Source organism: Pseudomonas sp. B14-6 (assembly GCF_013260315.1).
Taxonomy (GTDB): Bacteria; Pseudomonadota; Gammaproteobacteria; order Pseudomonadales; family Pseudomonadaceae; genus Aquipseudomonas; species Aquipseudomonas mandelii.
The window spans coordinates 982,416-997,192 of record NZ_CP053929.1; the positions used below are offsets into that span (position 1 = coordinate 982,416).

General features: G+C 60.3%; 16 protein-coding genes. 9 read left to right on the forward strand and 7 right to left on the reverse strand.

Annotation, left to right across the window (positions count from 1 at the left end; translation table 11 throughout):
• Positions 1–5: 5 nt before the first annotated feature.
• Both HP062_RS04460 and HP062_RS04465 read right to left on the reverse strand, forming a co-directional pair.
• Positions 6–206, reverse strand: coding sequence for a protein DnrP (locus tag HP062_RS04460; protein WP_077748430.1), 201 nt, complete (start codon positions 204–206; stop codon positions 6–8).
• Positions 203–886 carry a Crp/Fnr family transcriptional regulator gene (locus tag HP062_RS04465; RefSeq protein ID WP_010460193.1) on the reverse strand — a complete coding sequence of 228 codons (684 nt, stop codon included), beginning with the start codon at positions 884–886 and terminating at the stop codon, positions 203–205. The genes HP062_RS04460 and HP062_RS04465 overlap by 4 nt, the downstream gene beginning before the upstream one ends.
• 484 nt (positions 887–1,370) lie before the next feature.
• Between HP062_RS04465 and HP062_RS04470 the strand changes: the two genes are divergently transcribed.
• Together HP062_RS04470 and HP062_RS04475 are read left to right on the forward strand one after the other, a co-directional pair.
• A complete protein-coding gene (locus HP062_RS04470) occupies positions 1,371–2,561 on the forward strand; it encodes an NnrS family protein (RefSeq protein ID WP_172790904.1) in 1,191 nt (396 codons plus the stop codon).
• Between the two features lie 28 nt (positions 2,562–2,589).
• Entirely contained in the window at positions 2,590–3,027 is a 438-nt protein-coding gene (locus HP062_RS04475; RefSeq protein ID WP_172790905.1) for a CopD family copper resistance protein, read from the forward strand.
• A 136-nt stretch (positions 3,028–3,163) separates the two neighbouring features.
• Here the strand turns inward: HP062_RS04475 and ytfE are convergent, their stop codons facing one another.
• A complete protein-coding gene (gene ytfE / locus HP062_RS04480) occupies positions 3,164–3,838 on the reverse strand; it encodes an iron-sulfur cluster repair protein YtfE (protein ID WP_017338886.1) in 675 nt (224 codons plus the stop codon).
• 155 nt (positions 3,839–3,993) lie between these two features.
• On the opposite strand from ytfE, the gene norR reads away from it, so the two are divergent.
• The 7 genes from norR (at position 3,994) to HP062_RS04515 (ending at position 10,772) form a co-directional block, all read left to right on the forward strand.
• Positions 3,994–5,523, forward strand: a complete 1,530-nt coding sequence (gene norR / locus HP062_RS04485; RefSeq protein WP_010460201.1) for a nitric oxide reductase transcriptional regulator NorR — start codon at positions 3,994–3,996, stop codon at positions 5,521–5,523.
• An 88-nt stretch (positions 5,524–5,611) separates the two neighbouring features.
• Positions 5,612–6,259, forward strand: coding sequence for a pyridoxamine 5'-phosphate oxidase (gene pdxH / locus HP062_RS04490; RefSeq protein ID WP_010460203.1), 648 nt, complete (start codon positions 5,612–5,614; stop codon positions 6,257–6,259).
• Between the two features lie 243 nt (positions 6,260–6,502).
• Positions 6,503–7,057: a molybdenum cofactor biosynthesis protein B gene (moaB, locus tag HP062_RS04495; RefSeq protein WP_172790906.1), complete on the forward strand. Its 555-nt coding sequence runs from the start codon at positions 6,503–6,505 to the stop codon at positions 7,055–7,057.
• A complete protein-coding gene (gene glp / locus HP062_RS04500; protein ID WP_172790907.1) occupies positions 7,054–8,289 on the forward strand; it encodes a gephyrin-like molybdotransferase Glp in 1,236 nt (411 codons plus the stop codon). Before moaB ends, glp begins: the two co-directional genes overlap by 4 nt.
• 122 nt (positions 8,290–8,411) lie before the next feature.
• On the forward strand, positions 8,412–9,407 hold the full coding sequence (locus HP062_RS04505) for a peptidase U32 family protein (protein WP_010460211.1): 996 nt from the start codon (positions 8,412–8,414) through the stop codon (positions 9,405–9,407).
• Positions 9,408–9,417: 10 nt separating this feature from the next.
• Complete coding sequence (locus tag HP062_RS04510) at positions 9,418–10,308, forward strand: U32 family peptidase (protein WP_172790908.1); 891 nt, start codon at positions 9,418–9,420, stop codon at positions 10,306–10,308.
• Positions 10,302–10,772, forward strand: a complete 471-nt coding sequence (locus HP062_RS04515; protein WP_172790909.1) for an SCP2 domain-containing protein — start codon at positions 10,302–10,304, stop codon at positions 10,770–10,772. Before HP062_RS04510 ends, HP062_RS04515 begins: the two co-directional genes overlap by 7 nt.
• 135 nt (positions 10,773–10,907) lie before the next feature.
• On the opposite strand, the gene HP062_RS04520 is transcribed toward HP062_RS04515, so the two are convergent.
• From HP062_RS04520 to HP062_RS04535, 4 genes are all read right to left on the reverse strand, one after another.
• Positions 10,908–11,294, reverse strand: coding sequence for a putative zinc-binding protein (locus tag HP062_RS04520; protein WP_102593695.1), 387 nt, complete (start codon positions 11,292–11,294; stop codon positions 10,908–10,910).
• 74 nt (positions 11,295–11,368) lie between these two features.
• On the reverse strand, positions 11,369–12,043 hold the full coding sequence (locus tag HP062_RS04525; protein WP_172790910.1) for a Crp/Fnr family transcriptional regulator: 675 nt from the start codon (positions 12,041–12,043) through the stop codon (positions 11,369–11,371).
• A gap of 86 nt (positions 12,044–12,129) precedes the next feature.
• Entirely contained in the window at positions 12,130–12,777 is a 648-nt protein-coding gene (gene narL, locus HP062_RS04530; protein WP_010460222.1) for a two-component system response regulator NarL, read from the reverse strand.
• Positions 12,774–14,576, reverse strand: coding sequence for a HAMP domain-containing protein (locus HP062_RS04535; RefSeq protein WP_077748433.1), 1,803 nt, complete (start codon positions 14,574–14,576; stop codon positions 12,774–12,776). Before HP062_RS04535 ends, narL begins: the two co-directional genes overlap by 4 nt.
• Positions 14,577–14,777: the final 201 nt, after the last annotated feature.

Consider the following 14,777-nt stretch of genomic DNA (forward strand, 5'->3'; position numbering starts at 1 on the left):
CAGCATCAACTGATGCCGCGTGGCAGCCAGAAAAACATCGTCACGCAGAAGATCGTCAGGCCAATGCAGAACCACGTGAATCGGCGCAGCCGACATTGCGCCGCGTGTGCGGCCAATACTGGCAAGGGCATGCCGCACTGGCGGCACTCGGTTTCTTGTGCGGGGTTGGCGCGTTGGCAATACAAGCAGACGGGCATGGCACTCACTCAAACTGCTCCAGGCGCAGACGATCGAGAATGGCGATCTGGCGGCCGTCCTGGGTGATGATGTTTTCATCGATCAGGCGACGGATAATCCGCGAAAAGGTTTCCGGCTGGATCGACAGGTGCCCGGCAATCAGTTGCTTGGCCATTGGCAATTCGAATTGGCTGCCAACGGTTTGCTGGCGCACCAGTTGCGTCAGCAGATAACGCACGACCCGGTGGGTGGCGTTTTTCAGTGACAGGGTTTCGATTTCGTTGACCCGTTGATGCAAGCGAACGCACAGCTTGCCGAGCAGCGCAAAGGTCAGGCGGCTGTTACTTTGCAGCAGGCGCATATAGGTGCTGTTGGATAACCGATAGAGCTGAGTGGGGCAGATCGCTTCGGCCGAGGCCACATAGTTCGGGGTGTCCATCAGCATCATCGCTTCGGCGAAGGTTTGCCGGTCACCAATGACCTCAAACACTTTCTCCTGCCCGTCCGGCGTCAGGCGATAGATTTTCACCGCGCCGGCAATCACGAAATAGAACGAGTCTGCCGGCTCGCCCTGACGGAACAACGGTTCGCCTTTGTCGATGCTCAGCAAATGGCTGGTACTCATCAACTCATCCAGCTGTTCTTCGTTCAACGGCTCGAACAAGTGATGACTGCGCAGAATCTGGTGATGGACGCGATGAAGCACCATAAGAATTCATCCTGAAGTTTGAAGAGGGGATGGCGATCAAGTCAAACGAGGCCCAGCGAGACACCGCTGGCCAACGCCAGCACCGAGGTCAGCACCACAAACCAGGCCAATGGCTGGATGACTTTTTTCATGACGACTCCTGGGGATCGAGAAGGATCAGGTTTTCCTTAATTTCTGAACCATTGAGCAAGACGCGGGCCATCCCTGGAGTCCTTTGTTTACTGGGGTTGCCAGATAGGAGGGTAAAAACGACCACGGGGTTTAGGGTTCAAATAACCCTTTGATGGTCATTTCTACCCTGGCCCGGTCCCGCAAGGGCGCGGGTCCTCTCACCACAGCGGGCGAATGAACATCAGGGCACGGCCCTTGCACACTTGATCTGCGACAAAGGCAATTAATCGTCAATACCCGATGATTGCCCCCGGACTTGCCTCGACGCGTGTGGGTTGGCGTCAGGTCAGCAGCAAGGTAAAGGAGTAGCTTTATGCAAGTGCTTGACCGCCGTAAAGCGATGGCTATCGCGCCGCTGTTGCGTTTGGCCTTTCGGCCGTTTTTCCTCGCCAGCTGCCTGCTGGCGGTGCTGGTCATTCCGCTCTGGCTGTTCGCCTTCAGTGGTGAGCTTTCCGGCTGGCAGCCGGCGGGTGGCTGGCTGAGCTGGCATCGACACGAATTGCTGTTCGGATTCGGCTTGGCGATCATCGCCGGCTTTCTGCTGACGGCGGTGCAGACCTGGACCGGTCGCCCCGGCATCAGCGGGCAACCACTGGCCATGCTGGCGCTGCTGTGGTTGTTGGCGCGCGTGGCCTGGCTGGTCAATGCACCGTTGCCGGTGCTTGCGGTGCTGGAACTGGCGTTCCCGCTGGCGGTGGCTGCGCTCATGGGATTCACCTTGTGGAAGGTGCGGCAGAAACGTAACTACCCCATTGCGGTGGTGTTGCTGCTGTTAGCAGCGGCCGATGGGTTGTCCCTGTATGGTCTGGTCGAAGGTCATGAAGGCTGGCAGCGTCAAGGCGTGTTGACGGGTATGTGGCTGGTGGCGGCAATGATGGGTTTGATCGGTGGGCGCGTCATTCCGTTCTTCATCCAGCGCGGCCTCGGCAAGGTCGAGGGCGTAACCCCTTGGCCGTGGCTGGATTGGCTGCTGCTGATTGGCTCACCGCTGGTAGCGTTGCTCTATGCCGCGGGACCTGCGCTTGCCCCCGATTTCTGGGTGGGCTTGTTGTTCGCGGTGTTGGCCGCTGGGCATCTGGTGCGCCTGGTGCGCTGGCATGATCGCGCCCTCTGGCATGTGCCGTTGTTGTGGTCGTTGTACCTGGCTTATGCCTGGCTGGCGGTGGCCTGTCTCGGGATGGCGCTGTGGCATTTCGGTGTGCCGATCAATCCGAGTCTGGCGGTGCATTGCCTGACCATTGGCGCCATGGGCGGCCTGGTGCTGGCGATGATTGCACGGGTCAGCCTGGGGCATACCGGCCGCGCGCTGGAGCCGCCGTCGGCCATGACCCTGGCGTTCATTCTGCTCAACCTGGCCTGTCTGAGCCGGGTCGTGTTGATCCTGTTTTTCCCCTTGCCGGCGTTGTGGCTGGCCGGTCTGTGTTGGGTGCTGGCGTTTGCGCTATACGCCTGGCGCTATGGGCCGATGCTGTTGCAGTCCCGGGTGGACGGCCATCCGGGCTAAGCACGCTAACTGATGGAGGCTGCCGGTGATGTATCCCTTTTTACTGGTCACCCACTTGCTGGCGGCGATTGCCTTCATCGGCACGCTGTTTTTCGAGGTGGTGATCTGGCACAACGCCCGCCGGCAGGTGGCGGTTAGCGCGCAAACGAGCGCCGATCAAGCGATTGCAGTGCGTTCGCGCAAGGTGCTGCATGGCGTGGTGCTGCTGTTGTATGGCGCCGGTATCAGCCTGGCGTGGCAACACCGGGGTGTATTGAGTCAGCCGCTGGCGAGCAGTTTTGGTACGTTGCTGAGCCTGAAGATCATCCTGGCCCTGAGCATCATCGGCCATTACTTTCTGCTGGCGTACTGGCTGAAAAGCGCATGCCTGACCACGACCCGCGCCACTTGGATTCGCCGCAGCATCCTCGGGCACATGGTGTTGATCGTGATCCTGGCCAAGGCCATGTTCTATTGGCACGGTTGATCGCGCTGGAGAACCCGCAACCCTGTAACGGCGCCATTCGCGAGCAGGCTCGCTCCCACATTGGGATACCGTTCCCCTGTGAGAGCGAGCCTGCTCGCGAAAGCTGTGTCACTGGTTTTGTATGACCCGCAATCGATCAATGGCGAGGTTTAAGTGCGTTGACGAACAACACGTTGTTTTCCAGATGGATGTGTTGCATCAAGTCATCACGGAACTCCAGCAGCCCGCGATACAGGGCACGCCAGGTATTACAGGCATCGGCCGGCGGGGTTATGTTGTTGGTCAGCGCAAGCAGCCTTTCCAGTGCTTCGCCATGTTGATCATGTTCAAAGCGCAGCACCTGGATCGGCGGTGCGGCCTGAGGGCCGATGCCTTGTTGCAGCATCGGGAAGAGCACTTGTTCTTCCTTGAGCATGTGGCCTTCAAGTTCTTGTTGCATGTCGGTCAAGAGATCGGCCAGGCCGTTGGGGCAACTGCTGCGGGCACCATGGACCTGCTCGACGCGGCGGGCCAGACGAATCAGTTCCGGCAGTTGTTCGCGATGGCGGGCGTGGTAGCGCGCCAGAAGATGGGCGATCAACAGCTCCGAGGGTTCGTTGCGCCAGTCGTGCTGGGTTTCGCCGGTGTCTTGCAGCCGGTGCAGCGCATCGGCAATCAGGGCCGGATCGAGGCCTTTGCCAGCGGCCGCTTCAAGCAGGCTTTTATGCCCGCCACAACAGAAGTCCAGTTTAAAGGTGTGGAAAATCCGTGTGGCGCCGGGAATGTCGCACGCCAGTTGGCCGAGGCTTTGTTCCAATAGAGTCAGGCTCATCAGGGGTTCCTTGTTTGGATTTCAACGGTTTCCCAGGCTCATTGCATCCGGCATGCCATATTTAACATATTGAAAAATATGGCTTAATTTTTAGTTGTGGTGATAGACACCCGGACGCTTTAGGGTGAATCCAACCATAGAGGGTAATAACTACCATGCTGCGTGAAAGCCTGGCGGCCGACCTGATCGTCGAGTTGCCGAATGCTGTGCGGTTGCAACGTTTGGTCCAGACCCTGCGCGAGTACTTCAACAGTGGCGCCGTGGGATTGCTGCGTCTGGATGACGACAGCCTCAGGCCGGTCGCGACGGTGGGGCTGGTGCATGAAGCGTTGGGCCGCCGGTTTGTCATCGCTCAGCATCCGCGGCTGGCGGCGATCATGGCGTCGCGCGAACCCACCTGGTTCGAGCCCGACAGTCGGCTGCCGGATCCCTATGATGGCTTGCTCGACAATCACGCCGGCGAACCGATGCCAGTGCATGACTGCATGGGCGTGAGTCTGTATGTGGAAGGTCGGATCTGGGGGGCGATCACCCTCGATGCGCTGCATGCCGGGACCTTCGACAGCCGTGCGCGGGAAGAACTCAAGCGCTGCACCTTGCAGATCGAAGCCGCCGTGCGAGTCACCCGACTGGAACAGGAAAACCGCAGCCTGCGCTTGTCCCGCAGCGATATTCAAGACGTACGCAGACCGGCGGACGAAGGCGAAATCCTCGGGCAAAGTGAAGTGCTGCACCAGTTGCTCAATGAACTGGATGTACTGGCCGATTCCGAGCTGCCGGTGTTGCTGCTGGGCGAGACCGGCGTCGGCAAAGAGCTGTTCGCCCGGCGCTTGCATCGTCTGTCGCGTCGCAGTCATAAGCCGCTGGTGCAGGTCAACTGCGCTGCTTTGCCGGAGTCTCTGGCGGAAAGTGAATTGTTCGGCCATGTCAAAGGCGCGTTTTCCGGCGCCACCAGTGACCGTGCCGGGCGTTTCGATGCGGCCAACGGCGGCACGCTGTTTCTCGATGAAGTCGGTGAATTGCCGTTGGCTGTGCAGGCGAAACTGCTGCGCACCCTGCAGAACGGCGAGATCCAGCGCCTCGGCGCCGACAAGCCGTTGCACGTCGATGTGCGCATCATCGCCGCGACTAACCGGCACCTGCCGGACAGCATCCGCGATGGCTTGTTTCGGGCGGATCTGTATCACCGGCTCTCGGTCTATCCGGTGCCGATTCCGCCGTTGCGCGAGCGGGGTAACGATGTGTTGATGCTGGCCGGGCACTTCCTTGAGCTGAATCGGGCGCGGCTTGGCTTGCGCGGTTTGCGTCTGTCGCCGGCCGCCGAGCGCGCGCTGCTGACTTACAACTGGCCGGGCAACGTGCGCGAGCTGGAACATGTGATCAGCCGAGCCGCGTTGAAGACGCTCAGCCGCGGCACGAGTCGTACCCTGATCATGACGCTGGAACCCGAGATTCTGGACCTCGACAGTGCCATGGGCGGGCAGGGCGTGGTCGTCGAAAGTCCTCTGGACGAAACGGCTGACGCGCCGTTCCAGCCCCTGGGGGAAGCGGTCGACGATTACCAGCGCAAGAAAATTCTCCAGGCCTTGAGCCTGTCCGGGGATAACTGGGCCAGCGCCGCGCGGATCCTGGAAATCGATCCCAGCAACCTGCACAAACTGGCGCGGCGGTTACGCCTCAAATAAGGCGGGGCATGCTCAGTGTTGATGGTGGTCAAGGTGCTGTTGCGCGAAGTCTCGCACGCTGGGCAGAACCTTTTCGGAGATCACCGTCATGCCCCTTTCTCTGGCACAGATGCGCCGCAACTACACCCTTTTTGGCCTGCAAGACGAAGCGGCGCTGGACGACCCGCTGGCCATGTTCCGACAGTGGATGCAACTGGCCCGCGACACCGAGCGTGCGCCTGTCGAAGCCAACAGCATGGTGCTGGCGACCGTCGACAGTGAAGGTCGCCCGCACTGTCGGGTCCTGCTGCTCAAGGGCTTTAGTGATGAAGGCTTCACGTTTTTCGGTCATTACCAGAGCGACAAGGGGCAGCAATTGGCTGCTAATCCGTATGCTGCGATGACCTTTTTTTGGCCGGGGCTGGAGCGTCAGGTGCGGATCGAGGGTCAGGTGTCCAGGCTCGCCCCGACGCTGTCGGATGCGTACTTCGATTCCCGCTCACAGGACAGTCGCCTGGGCGCCTGGGCCTCACCGCAAAGCCGACCATTGGCCAATCGGGCCGAGCTTGAGTCGCTGTTGACACAAACCACCCAACGGTTTGCCGGCCAGACCGTGCCGCGGCCCGAGCATTGGGGCGGCTACTGCTTGCAGCCGGATCGCCTGGAATTCTGGCAAGGCCGTGCCGACCGCTTGCATGACCGCCTCGATTACCGGTTGCGCGATGGCGTATGGCAACGCAACCGCCTGGCACCTTGAACCCGCAGAACGCGCAGCGATGGAGAACAATGTGGGAGCGAGCCTGCTCGCGATAGCAGTGGGTCAGTCGACATCAATGTTGCCTGACAAGCCGCTATCGCGAGCAGGCTCGCTCCCACAGGTATCGTGTGGCCTACACGTTCTTCATATGTCCCTGTAGAGGTACCTCCTTGGAGGAATAGGCTCATCGGGCATTCCAGTTCAGGCTTTGCCCCATACCCTCATTTACGGGAAGGCTTGGATATGGCCCATCTGGCGCAACGCACGTTTGAACCCCTGAACATTGCCGTACTGACCATCAGCGATACGCGCACCTTTGACACCGACACCTCGGGGCAGACCCTCACGGATTTGCTGCAAACGGCCGGGCATGTATTGATCGATCGTGGTCTGGTCAAGGACGACATTTATCAGATCCGCGCCAAGGTTTCCCACTGGATCGCCGACTCCAAGGTGCAGGTGGTATTGATGACCGGCGGCACCGGTTTCACCGCGCGCGACAACACACCACAAGCGGTCTTGCCGTTGCTGGACAAACACGTGGAAGGCTTCGGTGAACTGTTTCGTCAGGTGTCCCTTGCGGAAATCGGCATGTCCAGCCTGCAGTCACGGGCATTGGCGGGGATGAGCAATGGCGTGCTGGTGTGCTGCGTTCCGGGTTCGCCGGGCGCGTGTCGAACGGCCTGGAACCAGATTCTGCTCGAACAGCTGGACAGCCGCACCGGCCCATGCAATTTCGCCCCCCATTTGAAACCGCAAGGGCAACGGGTCGTCGACGCCTGCGAGACCCGCTCATGACCGGCCGGGTGTGTGACCTTGGTCACTTGATGCCGGTGGACGAGGCCATCAATCGTTTGCTGGACCAGGCACCGCCGCCGCCCCTGCCGCAAAAGATCGACCTGGATCAAGCCTTGGGTCGGGTGCTGGCGGCGGACATTCATTCCCCCGTCAACCTGCCGGCCTGGGACAACAGCGCCATGGACGGTTATGCCCTCAGGGCCGCTGACCTGCCACCGGAGGGTGGCTGGTTGTTGATTGGCGGACGAATCGCAGCGGGGGATTCGGCGTGCTCACCGTTGCTCGCGCAGCAAGCAGTGCAGATTTTTACCGGCGCTCCATTACCTGCAGGCGCCGACACCGTGGTGCCGCAAGAGCGCTGTCGGATCGAGGGCGAGCGCGTGTGGTTCCCGCCCGTCAGTACTGGCGATCACGTGCGCAAAGAAGGTGAGGAGGTTCGCCGCGGCGACCTGTTAATCCAGGCCGGCAAACGTCTGCGTGCGCAAGAAGTGGGGTTGCTGGCTGGCGCTGGCATCGGGCAGGTTGAGGTCTATCGTCCGTTGCAGGTGTGCTTGCTCAGCAGTGGCAATGAACTGCGTGAGCCGGGTGATTCATTGGCGCCCGGGCAGATTTACAACAGCAATCGCTACTGCCTCGCCACGTTGTTGAGCGGTTGGGGGGTGGAGGTGCATGACTATGGCGTCATGGCCGATGAGTTGGCCGCCAGCCGGCATGCCTTGAGCCTGGCGTCTTCGGAATGCGACCTGTTGTTGAGTTCCGGTGGCGTCTCGGTGGGTGAGGAAGATCACCTCAAACAAGCGATCGAGGAACTCGGCAGCCTGGATTTCTGGCGGCTGGCCATTCAGCCGGGCAAGCCGCTGGCCTTCGGCGAAGTCGCCGGCAAACCCTGGATCGGCATGCCGGGCAATCCTTCGGCGGCGCTGATTACCGCGTTGGTGGTGGTGCGCCCGTTCCTGCTCAGGGCCCAGGGCGTCAGCGATGTGTTGCCGGCGCCACTGGCCGTGCCCGCCGGGTTCGATTGGTTGCAGCGCAACAAACGTCGGCAGTACCTGCGGGCTCGGCTGACACCCGGTGCTGATGGTCAGTTGAGCGTGGAGCTGCACCCTCAGCAAAGCTCGGCGATGTTGACCGCCGCGTGCTGGGCCGATGGCCTTGCGGTGATCGAGTGCGAGCAGCAAGTGCTCAAGCACGACAACGTGATGTTCCTGTCCTTCGCCGACCTGATGCATTAATCGCAATTGATTGCCGTCAAGGCCGTGCCTGCCGGTCTCGCTAGACTGGCAGCGCCTTTTTCGATCGCTGTGCCACAGGCATCGAGGGAGGGTCCAGACGCGTTTTTCCATGAGGATTACCCATGCAACTGGTCTGCCCGGCAGGCAACCTGCCTGCGCTGAAAGCGGCGGTGCGCCAAGGCGCCGATGCCGTTTATGTCGGTTTTCGCGATGACACCAATGCCCGGCATTTTGCAGGGCTGAACATGGACGACAAACAATTCGACGCGGCGGTCGCCCACATCCGTCAGCACCAACGCAAACTCTACGTCGCGGTCAACACCTACCCGCAACCCAAGGGCTGGGAACGCTGGCAGCGCGCGGTTGATCGCGCCGCCGATTTTGGTGTGGATGCGCTGATCGCCGCCGACCCCGGCGTACTCAACTACGCCAGCCAGCGGCATCCGCAACTGGCGCTGCACCTGTCGGTGCAGGGCTCGGCGACCCATGCCGCGGCCCTGGAGTTTTATGCGCAACGCTACGGAATTCGTCGCGCGGTACTGCCTCGGGTGTTGTCGTTGGCGCAGGTGCGCCAGGTCGCTGCAAGCAGCCCGGTGCCCATCGAAGTCTTTGGCTTCGGCAGCTTGTGCATCATGGCTGAAGGGCGTTGCCATCTGTCTTCGTACATTACCGGTGAGTCGCCGAACCTCTGTGGCGTCTGTTCGCCGGCCAAAGCGGTGCGCTGGAGCGAAGACGCCGACGGCTTGAGCGCACGGCTCAGTGAAGTGCTGATCGACCGTTACACCCCTGAGGAACCCGCCGGTTATCCGACCTTGTGCAAAGGCCGTTTCCTGGTCGGCGGCAAACGCTTTCATGCGCTGGAAGAACCCACCAGCCTCGACACCCTGGACTTGCTGCCGGAATTGACGGCCATCGGCGTCGAGGCGGTCAAAATCGAGGGCCGGCAACGCAGCCCGGCGTATGTCGAACAAGTCACCCGTGTCTGGCGTGCGGCGCTGGATGCCCATCGTGGCTCGCCTGGCAGTTTTCGGGTCAAGGAGGAATGGCGCCGGGTGTTGGCCGGTTTGTCCGAAGGCAGCCAGACCACTTTGGGTGCTTACCATCGATCATGGCAATGAGGGAGGCGACATGAAGCTCAGCCTTGGACCGGTCCTGTTTTATTGGGACAAAGCGCAACTCAGCAACTTTTACGCCGAGATGTCGGCCTTGCCCCTGGATGTGATTTATCTGGGGGAAACCGTGTGCTCGAAACGCCGGTCATTTTCATTGGATCAATGGTTGGGCCTGGGGCGCGAGTTACAAGAATGCAGCCAGGCACAACTGGTTCTCTCCAGCCTGACGCTTATCGAAGCGGCCTCTGAGCTCTCTAGCCTGCGGCGGCTCTGCGACAACGGCCAACTGTTGGTGGAAGCCAACGACATGGGCGCGGTGCAGTTTCTGGCCGAGCGCAAGTTGCCGTTCGTGGGCGGTCCTGCGCTGAATGTGTACAACGGGCATACGCTCACGCAACTGCTGGACGGCGGGATGACCCGTTGGGTGCCGCCCGTGGAGTGTTCGGCGACGCTGATTAGCGATGTGCTCGATCAGGTGCGGGAACTGGGTCGAGAGGTCCCGGAAGTCGAAGTCTTTGCTTACGGGCATTTGCCGTTGGCCTATTCCGCACGCTGCTTCACCGCGCGGGCGGAAAACCGGCCCAAGGACAACTGCCAGTTTTGCTGCATCAACTACCCCGATGGTCTGCCGCTGACCAGTCAGGAAGGGCAAGCACTGTTCACCATTAACGGCATTCAAACAATGTCGGCCGAGGTGACCAATCTCCTGGCAGATTACGCGGGGCTGGTGGCCTGCGGCGCTGATTTGTTGCGACTGAGCCCTCGTTATCAAGGCATGGCGCAGGTCATTGCCGCCTATCAACGGGTTCGTCTGGGCGAGACACCGCCGGTGTTCGTCGACGGTTGTAACGGTTACTGGCATGGCCAGGCCGGCATGTTGCGCATCGAGGAGGTCGGCTTGTGTTGAACCGAAAAAAATGGCTGTTGAAAGGTGCCGACCGGTTATTGCCACTGGTGAGCCGGGTGCCTTTTGCAGTGCAGCGTCTGGCGTTGCAGCAGGCGTTGAATCGTTGCCTTGCCGAGCCTTTGCGCGACGGCGAGTTTGAAGTGTTGCGTGGGCGCTGGTTGTGCCTGCGGATTCCGGATTTGGGCTTGTCCTGGTATTTGACGCTGACCCGTCAAGGGTTGCGAATTGCCGAGCATGCCACGGCGCATGTGACCATCAGCGGTAACTGGCGCGAGTTTTTATTGCTGGCCAGCCGTCAGGAGGATCCGGATACGTTGTTCTTTCGCAGGCGTTTGGTGATTGAGGGTGATACGGAGTTGGGGCTGGCGCTGAAGAACCTGATCGACAGCCTCGATCCCGACGTGTTGCCTGTGTGGCTGTGGCGCAATCTGGAGCGGGCAGGGAAGGGGTTGGCGACGGTTTGACCCACACAGATTAACAGTGGGAGCGAGCTTGCTCGCGAAGGGGCCAGTCCATCCATATGGAGGCTGACTGACACGCCGCCTTCGCGAGCAGGCGCGCTCCCCCTGTTGGAATTTCGGTGGCCGTCAGACCATTGTTTACTGGCGTTTTTCATGCTGGCGAGCATCACTCGCAATCAACTGCCTGATCTCTTCGAACAACTCATCCCCCTGCGCTGGCGTGCAATCCTCGCCATTGCGTTTACGCAACCCGTAATGGCTAAGAATCAAGTGCACGTTCGCGTGCAGGCCATGTTGCTTCAGGCAGTTTTCGACGCATTGCAGCGGGCAGCCGTCCAACGCAAAAATCCGCCGTCCCGAACGGGCCTTGTTGACCAGCGCCGCCACATGCCCGCCAACACCGACGATGCAGGACATTTCCGCCAGTCCGCTGCGATCAAGCCGCACGGCCAGGGTATTGGCCAGTTGGGCAACGTTGGAACAGCCTGAGCAGGCATAAATCAGCGGCAAGGTTGAACGGGGCATGAGCACTCTCCATGGAGGGACTTCTTCAGTCTGCAAGAGCGGTGGCATTGCGCATTGACGGCGGTCAATTACGACTATTGGAAGGCCGCGAGATCCTCTTCGGCGAGGATGCTGATAGTGCGGCGTTCCATCGCGATCAGGCCGCTGTCCACCAGGCGGTGCAAGATCCGCGAAAAGGTTTCCGGCTGAATGCCCAGCTTCGAGGCCACCAGGCGTTTGGACACCTGCAACACAATCAAACCGCTGACCGGGTTGCGTTCCTGCAACAGGAAATTGATCACCCGGCGGCTCGCACTGGCCATGGTCAAGGTGTCGATGTCGCGCAGACGCAGGTGCAGGTGCACGCTCATGCTCGCCAGGATCGCCAGGCAGACTTTCGGCTGATCTTCCAGGGCATTGCGGTAGTGGTTGCCCTCGATACTCACCAGTACGCTGTCTTTCAGCGCCGTGGCGCTGACCGGGTAGAGACGGGCCTGGCTGAACAGTAAGGCTTCGGCAAAGGTCTGGCCCGGCTGGATGATCTCCACCAGATTCTCCTGGCCTTCGCCGGTCAGCCGATACAACTTGATCTGGCCGCTGACCAGCAGGAAGAAACGCTTGGCCGGATCCCCTTGGTGCATGAGTGTGCTGTGACAACTCAGGCGCTTGAGCATCGCCAGGCCGCAGACTTCCTCGAAGACTTTCTCCGGAAGTTGGCTGAACAGATGGTGACGGCGCAACGTTAAAACGATGGAAGGGTGGGTCAGCATGGCGTACCTCCGCTGACGCTCATAGTAGAGAGTGTCGGCCGGATGACCTATGCCTCTGCCGGTCTACCTCCAAAGAGGCATACCCGTCATCCGGCATTGCGCAGATGCTCCATGGCCCATACCGCAGCCTCGACCCGCGAGCGCAAACCGAGTTTGTGCAGCAGGTTTTTCACATGAACCTTGACCGTCCCTTCAGTGATGCCGAGCTTGTGCCCGATGACTTTGTTGCTGAAGCCGCTGGCGATGGTTTTCAGCACCTGACGTTCACGCTCGGTCAGTTCCACCACGGTCTGGCGCTGGGGTGAGCGCAGTGCCTGGGCCATGACCTGGGTCAGCCCCGGGCTGATCACCAATTCGCCGTTCAAGGCATTGCGGATGTACTGAATCAACAGTTCGGGCTCCATGTCCTTGAGCAGGTAGCCGTCGGCATCCAGGCGCAGTGCGTCGCGAATATCGTCTTCGGCATCCGAGACCGTGAACAGCAGCACCTTGCCGGTGTAGTGCATCGCCCGTAACTGGCGCAGGGTTTCAATGCCATTCATCACCGGCATGTTGTTATCGAGCAACACCAGATCCGGTTGCAGCGGCTCGATCAGTCCGAGCGCTTCTTCACCGTTGCTGGCTTCACCGACGATCAGGAAATCATCTTCGAGTTCGAGCATCTGGCGGATGCCGTGACGCATCATCGGATGGTCATCGACCAGCAGGATGGTGTGTTGCAGGGATGGGTTCATGTGACGCTACCTTCTGTTTTTTGTCCCAGAAACTCCGGTTGGAATTCCAGTTGGACACGGGTGCCTTGCGGCTCCCTGGAGACTATTTCGAGTTGACCGCGCAAGCTGCGGGCCCGCTCATCCATGATTTTCAGGCCGTGATGCTCGCGTTGGTCGACGTTGCCGCTGAAGCCACGCCCGTCGTCTTCGACGATGAGCCTCACGGTTTCACCGTCCTGACGCAGTTGCAGCCAGGCGTTTTGCGCATGGGCGTGACGCAGGCAATTGGAGAGCGCCTCGCGGGTGATCTGCAGAATGTGGATTTGTTCGCTGGCCGATAATTGAAAGGCCAGCGCGTCGACGTGCAGGTGCACCTGGCACTCCCCGCGACGGGAGAATTCTTCGGCGGTGTCCTTGAGCTCCTGTACCAGCCCCGCATCGTGAATCTGCAAGCGAAAGGTGGTCAGCAATTCGCGTAACTGGCGGTAGGCATTGTTCAACCCTTCGCGCAGTTCGGCGGTGACGTTTTCCAGGGTCTCGATCGGTTCGCCACGACGCATCAGGGTTTGCAGGCGGCTGACTTGCAGCTTCATGTAGGACAGGGCCTGGGCCAGTGAATCGTGCAGCTCGCGGGCAATGATCGTGCGTTCGTCGAGCAACAGCAGGCGATGATCCTGTTCCCGTTGGCGCTTGAGCGAGAGCGAGGTGCCGATCAGGTTGGCCAGGGCCTGGATCAGTTGGGTTTCCCAGGCTTGCGTCGGGTGTCCATCGACAAAATGCGCCTTGAGCTCACCCAGTTCGCTGCCCTGGTTGCTGATGCTGAAGGTTTGCGGGCTGGCTTTATGGTGCTTCTGGCACGTGGCGCAATCGCTGCTGGCGCAAACTTCGCGGATGTTGGCGCCATGCAGGGCGAGCAACTGTTGGGCCGGGGCCTGCAATTGACCTTGCAGGCACAGCGACAGGCGCAAGCCGGGCAGGCGTTGCTGGAAGCGCCGGATCAACTCATCCAAACCTTCGGCATTGGCCAGGCGTGTGGCCAGGCTTCGACTGCTTTGGTACAGCAATTCAAGGGCAGCATTGGCTTGTTGCAGGTTCAGGGTTTTTTGCTGCACCTGACTCTCAAGGGTGCGATGCGAGTCTTCGATCGTCTCGGCCATGGCGTTGAAACTCATGGCCAATTGGCCCAATTCGTCCTGGGACTGATGGTTGACCCGTACCTTGAAATCGCCACGACGAAAACGCTGGGTCGCGTCCACCAACTCTTTCAAAGGCGTGACCACGCCATATTGCAGTTCGTAAAGCCCAAGCAGCAGGACGATCATCGTGGTGAACAGCGCCAAGCCCTGGATAACTTGTTGCCAGCCTTGCTTCTGTTCGCTTTGGCGCTGCAACAGGTCGACGAAATGGTTCAGTTGCTCAACGAAGGACAGGGCCTGGACCTGAAAATAGGCGGCATCACCGCGCTCCAGCGCCGGACGCAAATCCTCGTTCCATTGTTGCTGGATTTGCCCGTAGCTGATCTGCAGCGCGGTGGTCGGGCCATCTTCCAGCACGGCTTTGAGTGACTGGCTGTTTAGACGGGTTTGCAGGCTGTCGGTGATGGCCAGGATTTCTTCGCCGGTTGCCCCTGCGGCCAGTTTCCAGCTCAGGTGGTAAGTCTCCATGCGCACAGAGCCTGCGGTGTTGATGGCAGCCGCATCACCCTGGCTGAACCAGGCGATCAGTCCGGCGCTCAACGAACTGGCGAGGGCGAGCACGGCGATCAGGATCACGGCCAGCCCGGCGCGAGCGGGCAGGGAGCTGCGCAACCAGCGCATCATCAGCGCAGGTCCCGGAAAATTTCAGGAAAACAGAGCATGCGGAACCCCAGGTCAGGGCTTTGCCGCCGATCCCGGGCGCGCTACCTCTAAAGAGTTGTCGACTGATCCTTGTCAGCAAAAACCTTGGCGAAAAACCTTAAGACACTGATAAAAAAACGGTTTTAGGGTTCTTCTGTACTACCTCCTTAGAGGTAGACCCCG